The sequence below is a fragment of the Desulfovibrio sp. ZJ200 genome (assembly GCF_011039095.1).
Taxonomy (GTDB): Bacteria; Desulfobacterota; Desulfovibrionia; order Desulfovibrionales; family Desulfovibrionaceae; genus Desulfovibrio.
Window position 1 is genome coordinate 1 of the sequence record NZ_JAAKEH010000029.1, and the last position, 14,398, is coordinate 14,398.

At 60.9% G+C, this 14,398-nt stretch carries 15 protein-coding genes; 10 read left to right on the top strand and 5 right to left on the bottom strand.

Annotated features, from left to right (window positions below; genetic code table 11):
* Positions 1-34 precede the first annotated feature (34 nt).
* Positions 35-574: an IS630 family transposase gene (locus G7Y52_RS09310; RefSeq protein WP_277424290.1), complete on the top strand. Its 540-nt coding sequence runs from the start codon at positions 35-37 to the stop codon at positions 572-574.
* Between the two features lie 238 nt (positions 575-812).
* On the opposite strand, the gene G7Y52_RS09315 is transcribed toward G7Y52_RS09310, so the two are convergent.
* The 5 genes from G7Y52_RS09315 to pyrR form a co-directional block, all read right to left on the bottom strand.
* The gene (locus tag G7Y52_RS09315; protein ID WP_165070820.1) at positions 813-1,703 is read right to left on the bottom strand and encodes an NAD(P)H-hydrate dehydratase; all 891 of its coding nucleotides are present in this window, start codon (positions 1,701-1,703) and stop codon (positions 813-815) included.
* Positions 1,694-2,284: a DUF3343 domain-containing protein gene (locus G7Y52_RS09320; protein ID WP_165070822.1), complete on the bottom strand. Its 591-nt coding sequence runs from the start codon at positions 2,282-2,284 to the stop codon at positions 1,694-1,696. Before G7Y52_RS09320 ends, G7Y52_RS09315 begins: the two co-directional genes overlap by 10 nt.
* A 180-nt stretch (positions 2,285-2,464) precedes the next feature.
* Positions 2,465-2,683: a sulfurtransferase TusA family protein gene (locus tag G7Y52_RS09325; RefSeq protein WP_165070824.1), complete on the bottom strand. Its 219-nt coding sequence runs from the start codon at positions 2,681-2,683 to the stop codon at positions 2,465-2,467.
* Complete coding sequence (gene yedE / locus G7Y52_RS09330; protein WP_165070828.1) at positions 2,683-3,777, bottom strand: YedE family putative selenium transporter; 1,095 nt, start codon at positions 3,775-3,777, stop codon at positions 2,683-2,685. The genes G7Y52_RS09325 and yedE overlap by 1 nt, the downstream gene beginning before the upstream one ends.
* Positions 3,778-4,094: 317 nt before the next feature.
* Complete coding sequence (gene pyrR, locus G7Y52_RS09335) at positions 4,095-4,655, bottom strand: bifunctional pyr operon transcriptional regulator/uracil phosphoribosyltransferase PyrR (protein WP_165070840.1); 561 nt, start codon at positions 4,653-4,655, stop codon at positions 4,095-4,097.
* Between the two features lie 282 nt (positions 4,656-4,937).
* On the opposite strand from pyrR, the gene G7Y52_RS09340 reads away from it, so the two are divergent.
* The 9 genes from G7Y52_RS09340 (at position 4,938) to G7Y52_RS09380 (ending at position 14,314) form a co-directional block, all read left to right on the top strand.
* The gene (locus tag G7Y52_RS09340) at positions 4,938-5,261 is read left to right on the top strand and encodes an IscA/HesB family protein (RefSeq protein WP_165070843.1); all 324 of its coding nucleotides are present in this window, start codon (positions 4,938-4,940) and stop codon (positions 5,259-5,261) included.
* A gap of 133 nt (positions 5,262-5,394) precedes the next feature.
* Positions 5,395-5,712 (top strand): IscA/HesB family protein, encoded by a 318-nt coding sequence (locus G7Y52_RS09345; protein WP_165070847.1) that lies wholly within the window; start codon positions 5,395-5,397, stop codon positions 5,710-5,712.
* A gap of 299 nt (positions 5,713-6,011) precedes the next feature.
* The gene (mfd, locus tag G7Y52_RS09350; protein ID WP_241159687.1) at positions 6,012-9,392 is read left to right on the top strand and encodes a transcription-repair coupling factor; all 3,381 of its coding nucleotides are present in this window, start codon (positions 6,012-6,014) and stop codon (positions 9,390-9,392) included.
* 25 nt (positions 9,393-9,417) lie between these two features.
* Complete coding sequence (locus G7Y52_RS09355) at positions 9,418-9,777, top strand: MmcQ/YjbR family DNA-binding protein (RefSeq protein ID WP_165070860.1); 360 nt, start codon at positions 9,418-9,420, stop codon at positions 9,775-9,777.
* Complete coding sequence (locus tag G7Y52_RS09360; protein WP_165070863.1) at positions 9,774-10,871, top strand: peptidylprolyl isomerase; 1,098 nt, start codon at positions 9,774-9,776, stop codon at positions 10,869-10,871. Before G7Y52_RS09355 ends, G7Y52_RS09360 begins: the two co-directional genes overlap by 4 nt.
* A gap of 335 nt (positions 10,872-11,206) precedes the next feature.
* Complete coding sequence (locus G7Y52_RS09365) at positions 11,207-12,142, top strand: SurA N-terminal domain-containing protein (RefSeq protein WP_165070865.1); 936 nt, start codon at positions 11,207-11,209, stop codon at positions 12,140-12,142.
* 107 nt (positions 12,143-12,249) lie between these two features.
* Entirely contained in the window at positions 12,250-12,552 is a 303-nt protein-coding gene (locus G7Y52_RS09370; protein WP_165070867.1) for a hypothetical protein, read from the top strand.
* Positions 12,549-13,565: a helix-turn-helix domain-containing protein gene (locus G7Y52_RS09375; protein ID WP_165070870.1), complete on the top strand. Its 1,017-nt coding sequence runs from the start codon at positions 12,549-12,551 to the stop codon at positions 13,563-13,565. The genes G7Y52_RS09370 and G7Y52_RS09375 overlap by 4 nt, the downstream gene beginning before the upstream one ends.
* 2 nt (positions 13,566-13,567) lie before the next feature.
* Entirely contained in the window at positions 13,568-14,314 is a 747-nt protein-coding gene (locus G7Y52_RS09380; RefSeq protein ID WP_165070872.1) for a DNA repair protein RecO C-terminal domain-containing protein, read from the top strand.
* The last annotated feature ends 84 nt before the right edge of the window (positions 14,315-14,398 follow it).

Below are 14,398 nucleotides of genomic sequence, written 5' to 3' on the forward strand. Positions count from 1 at the left end.
CGAAGATGTAAGAAGGAAACGTGAGGAATGGAAACTGTTCCAGCAAAAAGCTTCATGTAATAGATTGATATTTATTGATGAAACCGGTGCCAAAACCAATATGACGAGATTATACGGCAGAGCCAGAGATGGCCAACGTTGCCATGATCATGCGTCAGAGGGACGTTGGGAAAGGATAAGCATACTTTCAGCAATCCGGGTAACGGGAGAAACTTGCAGTGTTGTTTTTGATGGGGCACTGGATGGAAAAATGTACAATGCCTATATTGAAAAATTCCTTCTTCCAACGCTTAAAGCTAACGATATTGTTATAATGGATAATTTGAATGTCCATAAATCAAAAACAGCCCAAAACTTGATAAGGGAAAAAGGCTGCAAGTATATTTTCCTTCCAGAATACAGCCCGGATTTAAATCCCATTGAAAAGATGTGGAGCAAAGTGAAACAATTACTTCGGGGTATGAAAGCAAAAACATGTGATGAACTGTACAAATCCATTGGAAAAGCATTAAGTTGTATCACACAAAAAGACGCTGAAGGATGGTTTAAATCCTGTGGCTATGTAAAAAGTTAAAAGCAAAATGCTCTAGGGCCTGTTCACGCTTATCAGAAAAAACCTTGTTTTTTCGGAACACTGCCTCGTAATTCTGCCGGGGAAAGGATTTTCGTTGAACTCTTTAAAATAGTTAAGAATGCGCAGGATAGTGCTAACAGGCCCTAATGAGAGCTGACTCTGGATGCATTTTCAAGGGCAGAACTCCTCAAGCAGAGCGTTTTTGCTCATGAAATCAGCCAAACGCTCTCATCCCGGCTCAGGCTGAATCTCCGAGAATTTCCTTCTTGCGCGCGCGCAAGACCTGCGGCAGACGCCTGATCAGCTCTCCCACCTGGGTGGAGGGCGTGGGCGCGCATTCCCATGCCAGCAGCCGGGCGGCCCGCGCCGCGGCCTCGGCGGCGCGGCAGAGAGGTACGCCCCCGGCAAGAAAGGCTGTGGCCAGCCCCGTGACCAGATCGCCGGTGCCGCCGATGCATTCCATGGCCGGAACCGACGGCTGCGACACTCTGGCCGCGATCTCCCCGTTGCAGACAATATAATCGGTGCTGCCCTTGACAATTATATGGCTTGGGCAATTGCCGTGACGCCGGGCGCGCTGGAGCAGCTCGGGCACGTTGTCTTCCTCAGCCAGCAGAAAGCCGCGCGTATAAAAGGGATGTGGCGCTTTTTCATCCGCCAGAAAAGCCAGTTCGCCCAGATCCGGCGTGAAGAGATCATAGGCGTCGGCATATCCGCTCATTTTCGCCACATACATGAAGCCCGCGTCAGCCGCCAGCATGGGTTTCCGCTCCAAAGCCTGCAAAGCCATCAGCACGCGGTTGTGCCAGTCCAGATCCGGAAAAAGATAGTGGAAGGTGAGGCCGGCGGGAGCCAACTTTGCCAAATGCGTTACAAGCCAGGCGTAAATCCGCCGACTCCCTGTTCCCTGTCCCGTATCTCCGGCCAAAAGCAGGCCGGGGAGCGGGAAGCCGTAAGCCTCGCACGCCAGCAAAGCCGTGGCTGCCAGGGCCGCCGTGCCGCGCTGCACCGGAACGGCGCGACCGCCTGGCAGGATCAGGGCATTGTTTTCCACCCGGCTTCTGGCTTGCACGGCCTCGGGATGGATCGCGAAGTCCGGATCAGGCAGGGTGCCCGTGATCAGCCACATTGGCGTTGCCTCCGTATTTCTTCAAAGGCTTTCTGCAAGCTGTAACAGCACAGGGTTTGCCCAAGACTCAAGGGTTCGGGCGCCTGGCTCAGGGGCAGGCCGCAAAGATTCTGGGCCAGCCAGGGCACATCCGGGCAGCCGCCGCCGGAAATATTGACGATCCGATCATCCGTGAGATCAATGGTGATTTTCATATTGGCCGCGCGCACCATCAGCCAGTGACCCAGGCGTTGCGTCTGAAACAGCGAGACGGGTTCCAGCAGGGCGTCCTGGACGCTGGCCGTCTGCAAGGGCGTGATGTCGCTCCGCATAAGGATGTTGGCTACAGCCGCTCGGCTGATCAGCGGAAAAAGCACCACCATGTCGCAGCCCGTGCGCAACCAGGGCGGCGGACCTTTGACCTCCACCGGAAAACCGGCCTTGCGCAGCAGGGCTTCAGCCCGGATCACCTCGCCGGTGTGCGAGAAAACCAGCAGGCCTTTATCACTGAGGCCCGCCTGCCTGGATGCCGCCTTGCCGCGCAGCGCGGCGCTGAGTTTTTGAGCCAACTTTCGGAGCAGGCCCGGATGCCTGTGCGTCATGAATTTTCCCCGGCTTTGCACGCCTGATCTTTGGCAGTTCCGCACTTCACAGCGCCCGCCGCCCACGAACGGCGTGGCCCTTGCCCGCAAGCCTGTTTTTCAGCCTGCCGCGGCAGCGCGCAAGGTGTGGGGCGCGATCGCGCCCCACATTCCCGCCGGCACAGCGGAATATCCTTTTCCTTATGGCCTGCTGATTTCCAGGCGGGTCACGCCCGGGCTCTCCTCGCCGGTTTGCACGGCAAAGCCCTGGTTGCGGGCAGCCCGGCTTATATTTTCAAGGCTCGCGTCATTATCCACCAGCACGCTGAAGGGACCGGCGGCATTTTCCCTGACCGCGTTCAGAAAGAGCAGGACCGGCTGCGGGCAGGAGAGCCCGCGGGTATCAATAAATGTAGCCATCAGGCGCCTCGCTTGCAGTTGTAAAAGCCGATGCACAGACAGATCGCAAGACCGCTCAATGTGGCGGCCGCGCCGTGCGGGCCGATTCCCGCTCCGCTGGAAGCCATGCCGAAATTATGGGCCATGGCCGTGCCCACGATCAGCCCCAGGGCAAAGATCGCGGCGTCGTTGTCCCCTTCGCCGGCCATGAAAAGCTGGCGGCCGGGGCAGCCGCCGGCCAGGGCGAAAGCCAGTCCCGCGGTGACCATGCCCAAAAAGTTCCAGAGGTCATTGGGCTGGGCAACAGGCTGATTTTCAAAACCCCAGTGAAAGCTGCCAAAACTCAGGTTCAGCACCAGGGCAGAGGCCAGCATGGCCAGAAAACCCAGAGCCAGATGCCACTCATTGAAGAGCAGCACGTCGCGCATGGCGCCCATGGTGCAGAAGCGGCTGCGCTGGGCCAGAAAGCCCACAATCAGGCCCGCCGCCAGAGAGAAGAGAAAGGGCGCGTGCTGGGAGCCGGGGCCCTTTATGGAGTAAAAGAGCACGCCGCTTTTGGGCTCGCCGGGAATCTGCGGGTCCATGAGGTAGAGCACTGTCAGGCCGAGCATGATCGCAGGCAGGACCAGGCCCGAGATTTTTCCCTGCCCCTGGCTGCGGCCCAGGGAAAAACCCTTGCGAAAGAACAGCGTGCCGATGCCCACGCCCACGATCAGGCCGGCCAGGCCGAAAAGCGCATGGGCGTCGCCGCCTGCCAGACGCAGAATAACGCGCCACGGGCAACCCAGAAAAACCAGCGCGCCGATGCCCGCAATGGCCCCCAGCAAAAAGCGCAGGATCGGGGAGGAGCCGCCGCGCGGCTTATACTCGCCGAAAGCCAGGGCGGACAGAAAAGCGCCGAGAACCATGCCCAGTATTTCAGGCCGCAGATATTGGACCACGGCGGCCCGATGCAGGCCCACGGCCCCCGCGATGTCCCGGTTGAAGCAGACTACGCAGATGCCCATGTTGCCCGGGTTGCCCGCCTGCTGAAGCAGCACGGCCAGAACGCCGAACACCAGCCCGGTGCCCACTATGCCCGTGGTTGTGGCAAAGATGTTGAAGCCCGATTTCATGTGAACCCCCAGGTTGTGGGCGCGCGTGCGCCCGTTTTCCACCGCCGATCGCATTGCGATCGCGCCGTGCGCGGACGGGGAAAACCGGGGAATCAGGCTGATGTCGCAAAGAACCGATGCCGCATCCCGCGCCGCCGTCCGCATACGCTCCACGCCGTGAAGCCGCGTATTTCGCGTCAGGTCTTGCGCAGCAGCATGTTCAGCTCCTTGCACGTTGATGGTGATCGCAAAAAACGAAAGTTTTTGCGCGGAATTGTTGTGCCCCGGCAGGCGCCGCCCCCTGCGCGCGTGAAACTGCCGCAGGGCCCGAAGCGCGGCTACGGCTGCGCCAAGGGTTGCCCGGGCTCTCCGGATGTCAGGCGCACGGCGTCCTCGCCGTCGCGTTCTTCCAGCAGAACGTCCACATGCTCGTGCCTGCCGGTATTGACCACCCGGCCCACATAATCGGCATGGATGGGCAGTTCCCGGTGCCCGCGATCTATGAGCACCAGCAGCTCCACAGCCCTGGGACGGCCATAATCCATCAGGGCTTCAAGGGCCGCGCGCACCGTGCGCCCGCTGAACAACACGTCGTCCACAAGGATGATCACGCTGTCGTCCACGCTGCCCGGAATGCTTGAGCGACCGATATGCGGCTTGCCTTCCAGGCTCGTCCAGTCGTCGCGGTAGAGATTGATGTCCAAAATGCCCAGCGGCACAGGGCGGGAAAGGCGGTTTTCCACCAGGCGGGCCAGACGCCGCGCCAGATCCGCGCCGCGCCGCTGGATGCCCACCAGCATCACACCCCCGCATTGGGCGTGGCGCTCCAGAATCTGAGAGGCCAGGCGGTCCAGAATGCGCGCTATTTCATCTTTTTTCAGAAGCAGGATCGAAGTCATATCTCCTCCAGACTGGCGGCAGCGCCGTGCGAGGGGGCTCACGAACGCATTTCCTGCATCGCCAGAGGACGATGCAGGAGGATCACTTCGCCCAAAAAACGCGTTTTTTGGCTTGTTTCCGGCGGCTATGCCCCGCGTCAGGCTCTCGCCTGACGCCAGAAGTCATCTCATAAAGACTTCTAACCGTTTTTGCCGCGGGAGAAAAGCCCTGGCGGCAATTGACAATCCTGCCCGTTAACCTTAGTTCTTTTTTGTTTTAAACCTTGGAACCTTGGAGGAAACATGCTCGAAATGACGGATACCGCCCGCAAAGAGCTTGAGGCTTATTTTGCGGACAAGAAAAAACAAACCATTCGGATATATGCCGTAGTCGGCTGAGGCGGTCCTCGTCTCGCATTGGCTCTGGATGAGTCAAACGATCAGGATCAGATTGAGGAACAAGGCGGCTTTACGTTCTGCATCAACAAGGATCTTCTGAACCAGGTGCAGGGCGTGAAAATAGATCTGACCTACATGGGCTTTGTGGTGGAACCCGAGGTGCCCCTGTCCGCTTCCGACGGCGGCAGTTCCTGCGGTTCCTGCTCCAGCGGCTGCGGCGGCCATTAGAGCGTTTCTTCCGAAGATGCCCTGGCGCGCATGATCCCCGCGGGAGGCGCCGCCCATGCCTTGGTCCTCAGGGTACTTGTTTCTCGCAGTGCGTTGCGAAAAATTTTGACGTTACGCCCCATACGGAGGAATCATGCTTGAATTGACAGAGAGCGCCCGCAAGGAACTTGAAGCCTTTTTCGCAGATAAGGAAAAAGGCACGATACGGATTTATCTGACTCCTGGCGGTTGTGGCGGCCCGCAACTCGCCCTGGCCCTGGACGCCGCCACGGATCAGGATCAGGCGGAAGAGCAGGGCGGTTTTACGTTCTGCATCAACAAGGAACTGCTGGCCAAGGTGCAGGGCGTGAAAATAGATCTGACCTACATGGGCTTTGTGGTGGAGCCCGCGGCGCCCCTGCCCCAGAGCGGCGGCTGCGGCGGTTGTTGCGGCGCTTGCGGCAGCAAGTAGAGCATATTGCTTTTGAAACGCTCGCTCCGGCGCGTAAAGGCGCAAGTAAATTTTGCCTGCGCCTGTCTCTGCTGTCATCATCCGCAAGGCGGCACAGCCCCCAGCGGCTGAGGCGTCGCTCACCGCAAGATGTGCGGTGCCGGAATGTTTCAAAAATTGAAATGCTCTCAGCCTGGACGCACTATTCTGATGAAAGGGCGGCCTTTTGGGCCGCCCTCATGTCTCTCTGAGCTGCCATGCAAAATATTGCCGCCTTGCTTTCAAACCGGGATAAAGCGCTCTATCTGGAGCGCAGCGGAATGGCCACTCGCTGCCGTCTGGCCGCGCAGGCTCTGGCCCAGGGGCGCGGCTCCGTGCTCCTGGCCCGTAATCGTGAGGAATTCAACGCGGCCCGCGCGCTGATCACTCTCTTCATTCCCGAGCTTTCCCTGGGTGACGCAGCCGTGGACCGGGCAGTTTGGGAAAGCCCGTGCCTCGCCTTTCCCGCCATGAGCCAATGGGCGGATCGCGCCGCCTGGGCGGCCAGGCTCGCAGCGCTTTACGGGCTGGCCCAGGGACGGCCGCGCTGCGTGATCGTCGGCGTGCAGAGTCTGCTTCTGCGCTATATGCCCGGCGATTTTTTCGACACGCGCAGCCTGGACCTGCAAAAAGGCAATGAATTTTCGCCCGAGCTTGTGCTGGATCAGGCCGTGGAGTGGGGATACGAGCGCGTTTCCCTGGTGACCCGCCCCGGCGACATGGCCCGTCGCGGCGATATTCTGGATATTTTCCCCGCTGGCTATGCCAGGCCGGTGCGTCTGGAATTTTTCGGCGACGTTATTGAGGACATGCGTCTTTTTGACGCGGAAAGCCAGCGATCATTGCAATCGCTTGACGAAGTGTCACTTCTGCCGGTGAGCCCTCTTTCTCTGGGCAGGCCCGGTCTTGCGGCGGCCCGCAAGCGTTGCGATCAGTTGCGCAGCGAAGGGCGGATCAGCGAAAACGAGTGCTATTCGTTCAAAAAGGCCCTGGACGGCGGCGGCGCGGGGCTTTTGCCCGGCTGCGTCTTTGAGGCGCCGAGCCTGCTGGAGGACTGGCTGCCCCCGGACAGTCTCTGGCTTTTGCCCGGAGAGGCCGACAGCGCGGAGGCCCTGCGCAACGACCGGCTGGCATTCAAGGAGCAACTGGAGGCAGAGGACGCCCCCTTGCAGCAACCGGCCGCTCTGGCCTTGCGCAAACACTCGCTGCCCGCGCCCTGGCGCAGTTTTCAATGTGTTTTCGCGGAACCTCTGGTCATGGGAATTGAAGCAAAGGGAGCGGATTTCCCGGAGCGCGCCCTGCATTCCTTCACGGATCTTTTTCCGCTGCCCGGCGCGCAGGATCGGCCCTGGCAACATTTGGCGGCGGGCCTCAAGGAATGGCAGAACAGCCGCCGTCAGGTCATCCTGAGTTTCGGCTCAGGCAGGAGCAGGGCAAAGTTTTTGAAGCTGGCCGAACAGGAGGGCCTCAGCCCCGCGTTGCGCTATGCGCCGGAAAGCCGCGGGCTGTTCGCCCTGGTTTCCCCTTTTCGCTCCGGGGTGGAACTTGTCTGGGATAACGCGCTGGTGCTGGGCGAGGAGATTCTTTACCCCCGCGCGGAAAAAACGCCGCGTGTCTCTTCGCGGGTTTTCAAGGGGCTGGACAATTTTGACGATCTCAGAACAGGGGACTTGCTGGTCCACCGCGATTACGGCATCGGCCGTTTTGCGGGCCTGCACCATTTGGATCTCAATGCGGCGGCCAACGATTTTCTGCTGATCGAGTATTCCGGCCGGGACAAGCTCTATGTGCCCGCGGACAGACTCTCGCTGATCCAGCGGTTTAAGGGAGCCGAAGGCGTGGAACCGGCCCTGGACCGCCTGGGCGGCGCGGGCTGGGTTGCGAGCAGGGAAAAGGCCCGCAAGGCCATTGAAAAGATTGCCGCGGATCTGGTGGAAATGTACGCCTACCGCAAGGTGGCCAAAGGCTTTCGCTATGATCCGCCGGGCGAGCTGTACCGCGAGTTCGAGGCGACGTTCGGCTTTGAGGAAACGCCGGATCAGGCCAGGGCTATCCAGGACGTGCTGGAGGACATGGAGAAATCCGAACCCATGGATCGCCTGATCTGCGGCGACGTGGGCTTCGGCAAGACAGAAGTGGCCCTGCGCGCGGCGTTCCGCGCGGCTGCCGAGGGGCGTCAGGTGGCCTTGCTCTGCCCCACGACAGTGCTTGCCGAGCAGCATTATCAGACCTTCCGGGCCCGGCTGGCCGGCTTCCCGGTCAATCTGGGCCTGCTCAGCCGCTTTGTGCCGCGGGCCAGACAGAAGGAAACGCTTAAAGCCGCGGCAGCCGGGCAGATCGACATCCTGATCGGCACGCACCGGATTTTGTCCAACGACGTGAAACTGCCCAATCTGGCCCTGCTGATCCTGGACGAGGAGCAACGCTTCGGCGTGCGTCACAAGGAAAAGCTCAAGGCCCTCAAAAAGAACGTGGACGTGCTGACGCTCACGGCCACGCCCATCCCGCGCACGCTGCAACTTTCCATGTCCGGCATCCGGGAACTTTCGATCATTGAGACCGCCCCCCAGGATCGCAAGCCCGTGGCTTCGGCCGTGCTGCGCCGCGACGAGGCCACACTGCGCGCGGTGCTGGAGCGCGAAATCGCCCGGGAAGGCCAGGTGTTCTGGGTTTACAACCGCGTTCAGGGGCTGGCGCGCGTGACCGACTATGTGCGGTCGCTGGCGCCTGCTGCCAGAATAGGCATGGCGCACGGCCAGATGTCCGAGACCGAGCTTGAGGACACGATGCGCAAGTTCTGGCACGGCGAGCTGGATGTGCTGGTCTGCACCTCCATTGTGGAGTCGGGCCTGGACTTTCCGCGCGCCAACACGCTGGTGGTGGATCAGGCCCAGATGTTCGGCCTGGGGCAGCTTTATCAGCTGCGCGGCCGGGTGGGGCGCAGCGATCGGCAGGCCTATGCCTTTTTCGTGGTGCCCGATACCGAGCGGCTCACTCCGCTGGCCGAGGAGCGTTTGCGCATTATTCTGGACATGGATTATCTGGGCGCGGGTTTTCAGGTGGCTATGGAGGATCTCCGCCTGCGCGGCGCGGGCAACATTCTGGGAGAGGTGCAGTCCGGGCATATGAGCCGCGTGGGCCTTGATCTTTACCTGGAAATGCTGGAGGAAGCCGTGGGCCGCCTCAAGGGCTGCCCGACCGCGGCCAGCGTGGAAACGGAACTCACTTTGGGCTTGCCTGCCCATATTCCGGCGTCGTACATTGACGACGGTCGCGAGCGCCTGCGTTGCTACAAGGCGCTTACTTCGGCCCCGGACGGCGCGGCCAGGGAAGAAGCCGCGCTTGCCATGCGGGATCGCTTCGGCCCTTTCCCCGAGGAATTGCACAACTTTTTGGCCGTGCTGGATTTCAAGCAATTTCTCACGGACTTGCAGGTACAGCGTGCCGACGTGCACCGGGATCATCTGCGCCTGTTCTGGCCGGACGGCCAGAACGCCGTGCAGCCCGAGCGCATCGTGGAACTGGCCGCAAAAACGCCGGGCGCGCGGCTGCATCCCCCGGCCGGGCTGTGGCTGCCGCTGCCGCAGGGCATGTCCTTTCCCGAGGCGTTGCGGAATACGCGCCAGACCCTGGAAGGCATCCGCTGCGCGGCCGCTTCCTGAAAAGGCTTACAGGGAGGGCAGAAGCATGGCAAGCAGAGAAGACATCCTGGCATACGCAGCCAGGGCATTTCAGACCGAGCCGGAACATCCCTGGTCTCAGTACCCGGAATATGCCGTGCTGCGCCACGCGGAGAGCGGCAAGTGGTACGGTCTGCTCATGACTCTGCCCCGGGCCAGGCTTGGGCTGGCGGGCACGGGAAACGTGGACGTCGTCAATCTGAAAAGCGACCATGTGCTGGATATCCTGCTGCGCAGCGCCCCGGGTTCGGCCCTGCCCGCATATCACATGAATAAAAAACACTGGATTACCATTGTGCTGGATGACGTATTCCCGGATGAGGAGCTGTACGCGCTCATTGACGAAAGCCACGGGCTGACCCGGTGAATGCCGTCTTGCGGGCCGCGCGGCTTGTGGCGCTCTTTTTCTGCTGCTTTCTTCTTGCGGCCTGTCCGGAAAGCCGCCTGCCCGAGGGCGTGGTGGCCGTGGTCAATGGCGAGCCTATTCATTTACGTTCCGTGCAGGCGCTGCTGGACAGCCGTTCCGCGGCTCTCGGCACCCTGCAACGTCCCTCGCTGGAAAGCATGAAGCGCCAATACGGCGAGGCATTGGGCACGCTGATCATCCATGCCTTGGTGCGCCAGGAATTGCAACGCCTGCAAATTCCCGTGGGCGACGCGGCGCTGGAGCAGGCTGTGGCCGTTGTGCGCGAGGATTACGGCGCAGACGGGCTTGCACGCTTTCTGGCGGACGAGTCTTTGGATCAGAAGCATTGGCGGGCCCTGATGCGGGATCATCTGGCCATGATCGCTTTTGAAAAAAGGGTATTGCTGCCGGGCATCCGGGTCGCTCTGCCGGAAGTGCGCGCGTATTACCAGGCGCATACCGGGGACTTTCAGTTGCCCGAAACGTTGGAAATCTGCTTTGCGACAGCGGAACGGCGCGAGGCTCTGGACGACTTCCGCAACGCCTTTCCCCAGGGCAGAACAGCGGCCCGCGAGGCTTTGCTGGCCCAATGTCTGGATGTCAAAATCGAGGAGCTGCCGCAATCCTGGCGTCGGGAAGTGGCCTCGCTCAAGCCCGGCACGTGCAGCGCCGCGCGCCGTGAGGATGAGACGTGGCAGGCCATCGGCCTTGTGCAGCGGCACAAGGCCCGCACGCTTGCGCTTGTCGACGCGTACCCTCTGATAGAGCGCATTTTGCGGGAGCAGAAAAAAATCACGGCGTTCGAGAGCTGGCTGGAGCGCAACCTTGCCCGCTCCACCATACAGGTGACGCCCTATCTCAAGGATGACTTGCTTTTGCCGTTCTCAGGGCGGCAGCAGAGCGAGAAACGGGACGGCCGTGCCGCGGCGGGGCCCGGGAGCGGCGATGCGGAGGCTCCTGAGCCGGAGGCCGGGCAGAGTGGGCATGCCGCGCGGGATGCGCGCCAACCTTCCGCTGATGCGCCCGGTAAAGCGGGCGGCGCTGGAGAACTGTGATGGATCGCCGCTTCCCTGCCGTTACCGGCCGGACATTGCATATACGGCTGATTTGGGCTAGACAATACAGATAGCGGGACTCCGGAGCCGTTGCAAAAGCGCAGCATTGCAAAAGCAATCCGCTCCAGGAGCCGCCTCCAGCCGGGGGAGTTTTGCCCTTTCGCAAAAAAGCGCAGCTTGAGGAAGCTGAAAGGCAAGCCGCAGCCGTCGCCGCGGCAGCGGCATACGGATAACGACGGCGATTTCTTTGGGCAAAGCCCGGTTGCACGCCAAGTGCTGTCTTTATCCGTATGGTTCGCTCAAAAAATGCTCTAGAACTGTGCAGGGGGAAAACAGTGAGGAAAACGCTTGTTCTGCTGCTGGCGATCTGGCTTTGCAGCGCTATCGGCGTGCAGGCCGCCCAGCTCAATAAAGTGGCGGCCGTGGTCAACGGCCAGGTGATTACCATGTTCGATCTGCAAAAAAATGCCTTGCCCGAACTGGCCCGCGCCAGGTTGAACCCCAACAATCCCGCCCAGGCCAAGGCCGTGGACAAGATATTCCGCAAGGTACTGGACATGATGATCATGGATATTCTCCTTGCGCAGGAGGCCAGGCGCCTCAAAGTCAGCATTACTCCCTCCGAGGTGGATAATGAGCTGGCCAAGCTCATGAAATCCCGCAATCTGACCAGGGAGCAGCTCGAGGCGCAATTGGCGCAGCAGAAGATGACGGTCGCCGAACTGCGCAAAAATTTTGAAAAAACGCTGCTGCGCCAAAAAATAATGGGCATGGAAGTAGGCCGCAGGGTGGTTGTGACGCCTGCGGAAATCAAAGAATATTATGAGGCCCACAAAGACAATCTTTACGATCGCAGCGGGCTGCATATGGGCGTGCTGGTCTATGCGCCCAATGTCAATGCGCAGGCCCTGGCCGCCCAGATCAAGGCGGGCAAGCTGAGCTTTGAGGAAGCGGCGCGTAAATATTCCATTGCGCCCAATAAAGACAAGGGCGGCGACATGGGACCGGTGGAGTGGGATCGCCTGAATCCCGAATGGGAAGGACGGCTGAACAAAATGAAGCCCGGCGATGTGACCGAGCTTTTTGATCTGCAGGGCCGCAAGGCGCAGGTGCATTTGTTCCGGCCCGGCGGCGGCGCGGAGAAACCCCTGACCCTGCAACAAGCCACCCCCCAGATTGATGCGATTTTGCGCCAGCCCAAGGCTATGGAGCGTTTTGAGGAATATACCACCCAATTGCGCAGCAAGGCCGTTATCGACATTCGTTTGTAAACGGCTGCGGCGTTGAAGCGGCTTTGGAGCCGCACGGGTTCAGGAATGTCTGTTTGCCGCGGCGGATCTTTGCAAAAGGGCGATACGTTTTTTTCACAGTTCGCTTCATGCCCTGCAAGGTAGAGCATTTTCACTTTGAAAATGCTCTGCTGACGCGAAAGCGGCAGCCGCCGCAACGCAGCGTGCATTCAGGCGAAAACCGCGTTTTTCGCCTGAATGTCACCTTTGACTTTCATAAAAAGTCAAAGGTAATCTGCTCTAGCCCGCAAGGGCGTACAGATAGCGACAGCATCGCTATCGACAGCAACAAGAACCATGCTTTGCGGCGAAGCGATCTTCACACGGAAAACTTTATGTGTGAGATGGCAGCAGAACCGTTGCGGCACGTAACCATACAGAGGCTTTCATGACTCTAGAGGAACTGGGCGCGGCCTTGCGCGCCGAACGCGAAAAGCGTGGCCTGAGCATTGAAGATGTGGCCGATCATCTGAAAATCGGCGCGCGCCAGTTGCGCGCTCTTGAAGACGGCGATGTTTCTTCCCTGCCGCATCCGGCATATACCAAAGGATTTATTCGCTCGTACTCCGCATACCTCGGTTTGGCGGCGGAAGAGGTGAGCGAGGCCGTTAAAACGCTGAATGAGCCCGATGCTCAGGCCGTATCCCAGAGCGTGTATCTGTCTGATGCCGCCTGGGCGCCGCGCAGGCGCTACAAGTGGTTGGGGCTGCTGATCATTGCCGCATTGTTGGGCATTGGCGCTTATGTGGCGTGGCAGCAGGGAGCTTTCGAGTTTCTGAGCCGCCAGACCCGGCGCATGGCTCAGCCCTCTCCCCCTTTGCCGTCGCCGGATTCCCCGGATGATACGCAACGCGGGGCGCGCGTCGAGCCCGCCAGGGAGCCTGCGGCTCAGGCCCCGGCCCGGCAGGAAGCGGCCCCTGCGCCGGCCGCGGCGTCCCCTTCCACGGCCCCGGCTGCCGTGCCCCAATCCTCCCTGCCCGCCGCGCCCGCCCAGGTTCCGGCGCAAAACCGGCAGGCCGACGCAACGCAGATGCCTCTTTCAGCCAGAGAGCGCGGGACAGGCGGCCTGGCGCCCGGCGCAAACCTTACGCCCGCGCGCGAGGCGGCCAATGCCTCTTCAGCCCCGGCGCCGGCGCAGACGCAGGGCGCTCTCCCGGCCGGGCCGCATAAGCTGATCATCACGGCCACGGAGGAGTGCTGGGTGCATTCCAATGCGGACAACACGGATACCCGCCAGTTTTCCCTGCGCAAAGGGGACACCTTTGCGCTGACCTTTACCAAAAGCCTGGAGCTGAAGCTGGGCAACGCCGGTGGGGTGCGCATCCGTTATAATGGCGAGGAGTTGCCCGCGCCCGGCCAGTCCGGCCAGGTGCGGACTCTGACTTTCCCTCCGGCGGCCCGCTGAAGATGGAATGGGCGGATCACGCCCTGGTGCTGCGCGTCGGGCATTTTCGCGAGGCGGATCTCTGGCTGAAACTTCTCTGCCGCAGGCATGGTCTGCTGACGCTTTTTGCCTTTGGCGGCAGCCGCAGCCGCAGACGTTTTTGCGGCTGCCTGGATGTGTTCAATACGCTTCAATGTCGTGTCAAAGCGAGCGGAAGAGGGAATTTTCTCAATCTGGAAGAAGCGGTATTGCTGAACGGGCCGCAGACCTTGCGGGGCAACTGGCAGCGCATGGGGCTGGCCGCCAACTGCCTGCGCTTTGTGGAGGCGCTGGGCGTCAGCGACGACGGCGCGTCCGAGGCCTTTGCGCTGGTGGATGATTTGCGCCGGACCCTGGAGGAGGCGCCCCATCTGCCCTCGTTGCTGCCGCTCTTTTTTCGCCTGCGCCTGGCCGGAGCTCTGGGATTTGCGCCCAATCTGGACAAATGCGGCAGTTGCGGCGCAAGCCCGTCGGCTTCCATGCTCTTTGTGGTGGATGAGGGACAGTTGCGCTGTCCCGCCTGCCGGAGCGCGCAGCCCGCGCGTTACGGCGTGGAGCTTTCAGCCTCAAGCCTTGAGCTTTTGCGCCGGGTCCAGCGGGAATTGCCTTCCGCCTGGGAAAGCGAGGAGCCGCCGCCCGCGGAGCGCCGGGCTTGCGCGCGGGCCATCGACGGTTTTGTGCAGTATCATTTGGGGCTTTCGTGGGAGAACGGCTACTTCCGGCGCGTGTGAGAGCCAGGCCTTTTCAGTGCCGGGCATGCAATTTTTTTTCTTCCGTACTGCGCGCCTGGCGCGCAAGCGGCTGAAGGGCCGCCA

Bases quoted from the DNA above. Each gene is read 5' to 3' on its own strand.
- G7Y52_RS09375 (WP_165070870.1), top strand. From the start codon at position 12,549: ATGACTCTAGAGGAACTGGGCGCGGCCTTGCGCGCCGAACGCGAAAAG.
- yedE (WP_165070828.1), bottom strand. From the start codon at position 3,777: ATGAAATCGGGCTTCAACATCTTTGCCACAACCACGGGCATAGTGGGC.
- G7Y52_RS09345 (WP_165070847.1), top strand. From the start codon at position 5,395: ATGCTTGAATTGACAGAGAGCGCCCGCAAGGAACTTGAAGCCTTTTTC.
- G7Y52_RS09325 (WP_165070824.1), bottom strand. From the start codon at position 2,683: ATGGCTACATTTATTGATACCCGCGGGCTCTCCTGCCCGCAGCCGGTC.
- pyrR (WP_165070840.1), bottom strand. From the start codon at position 4,655: ATGACTTCGATCCTGCTTCTGAAAAAAGATGAAATAGCGCGCATTCTG.
- G7Y52_RS09320 (WP_165070822.1), bottom strand. From the start codon at position 2,284: ATGACGCACAGGCATCCGGGCCTGCTCCGAAAGTTGGCTCAAAAACTC.
- G7Y52_RS09315 (WP_165070820.1), bottom strand. From the start codon at position 1,703: ATGTGGCTGATCACGGGCACCCTGCCTGATCCGGACTTCGCGATCCAT.
- G7Y52_RS09355 (WP_165070860.1), top strand. From the start codon at position 9,418: ATGGCAAGCAGAGAAGACATCCTGGCATACGCAGCCAGGGCATTTCAG.
- mfd (WP_241159687.1), top strand. From the start codon at position 6,012: ATGGCCACTCGCTGCCGTCTGGCCGCGCAGGCTCTGGCCCAGGGGCGC.
- G7Y52_RS09370 (WP_165070867.1), top strand. From the start codon at position 12,250: ATGCCCTGCAAGGTAGAGCATTTTCACTTTGAAAATGCTCTGCTGACG.
- G7Y52_RS09380 (WP_165070872.1), top strand. From the start codon at position 13,568: ATGGAATGGGCGGATCACGCCCTGGTGCTGCGCGTCGGGCATTTTCGC.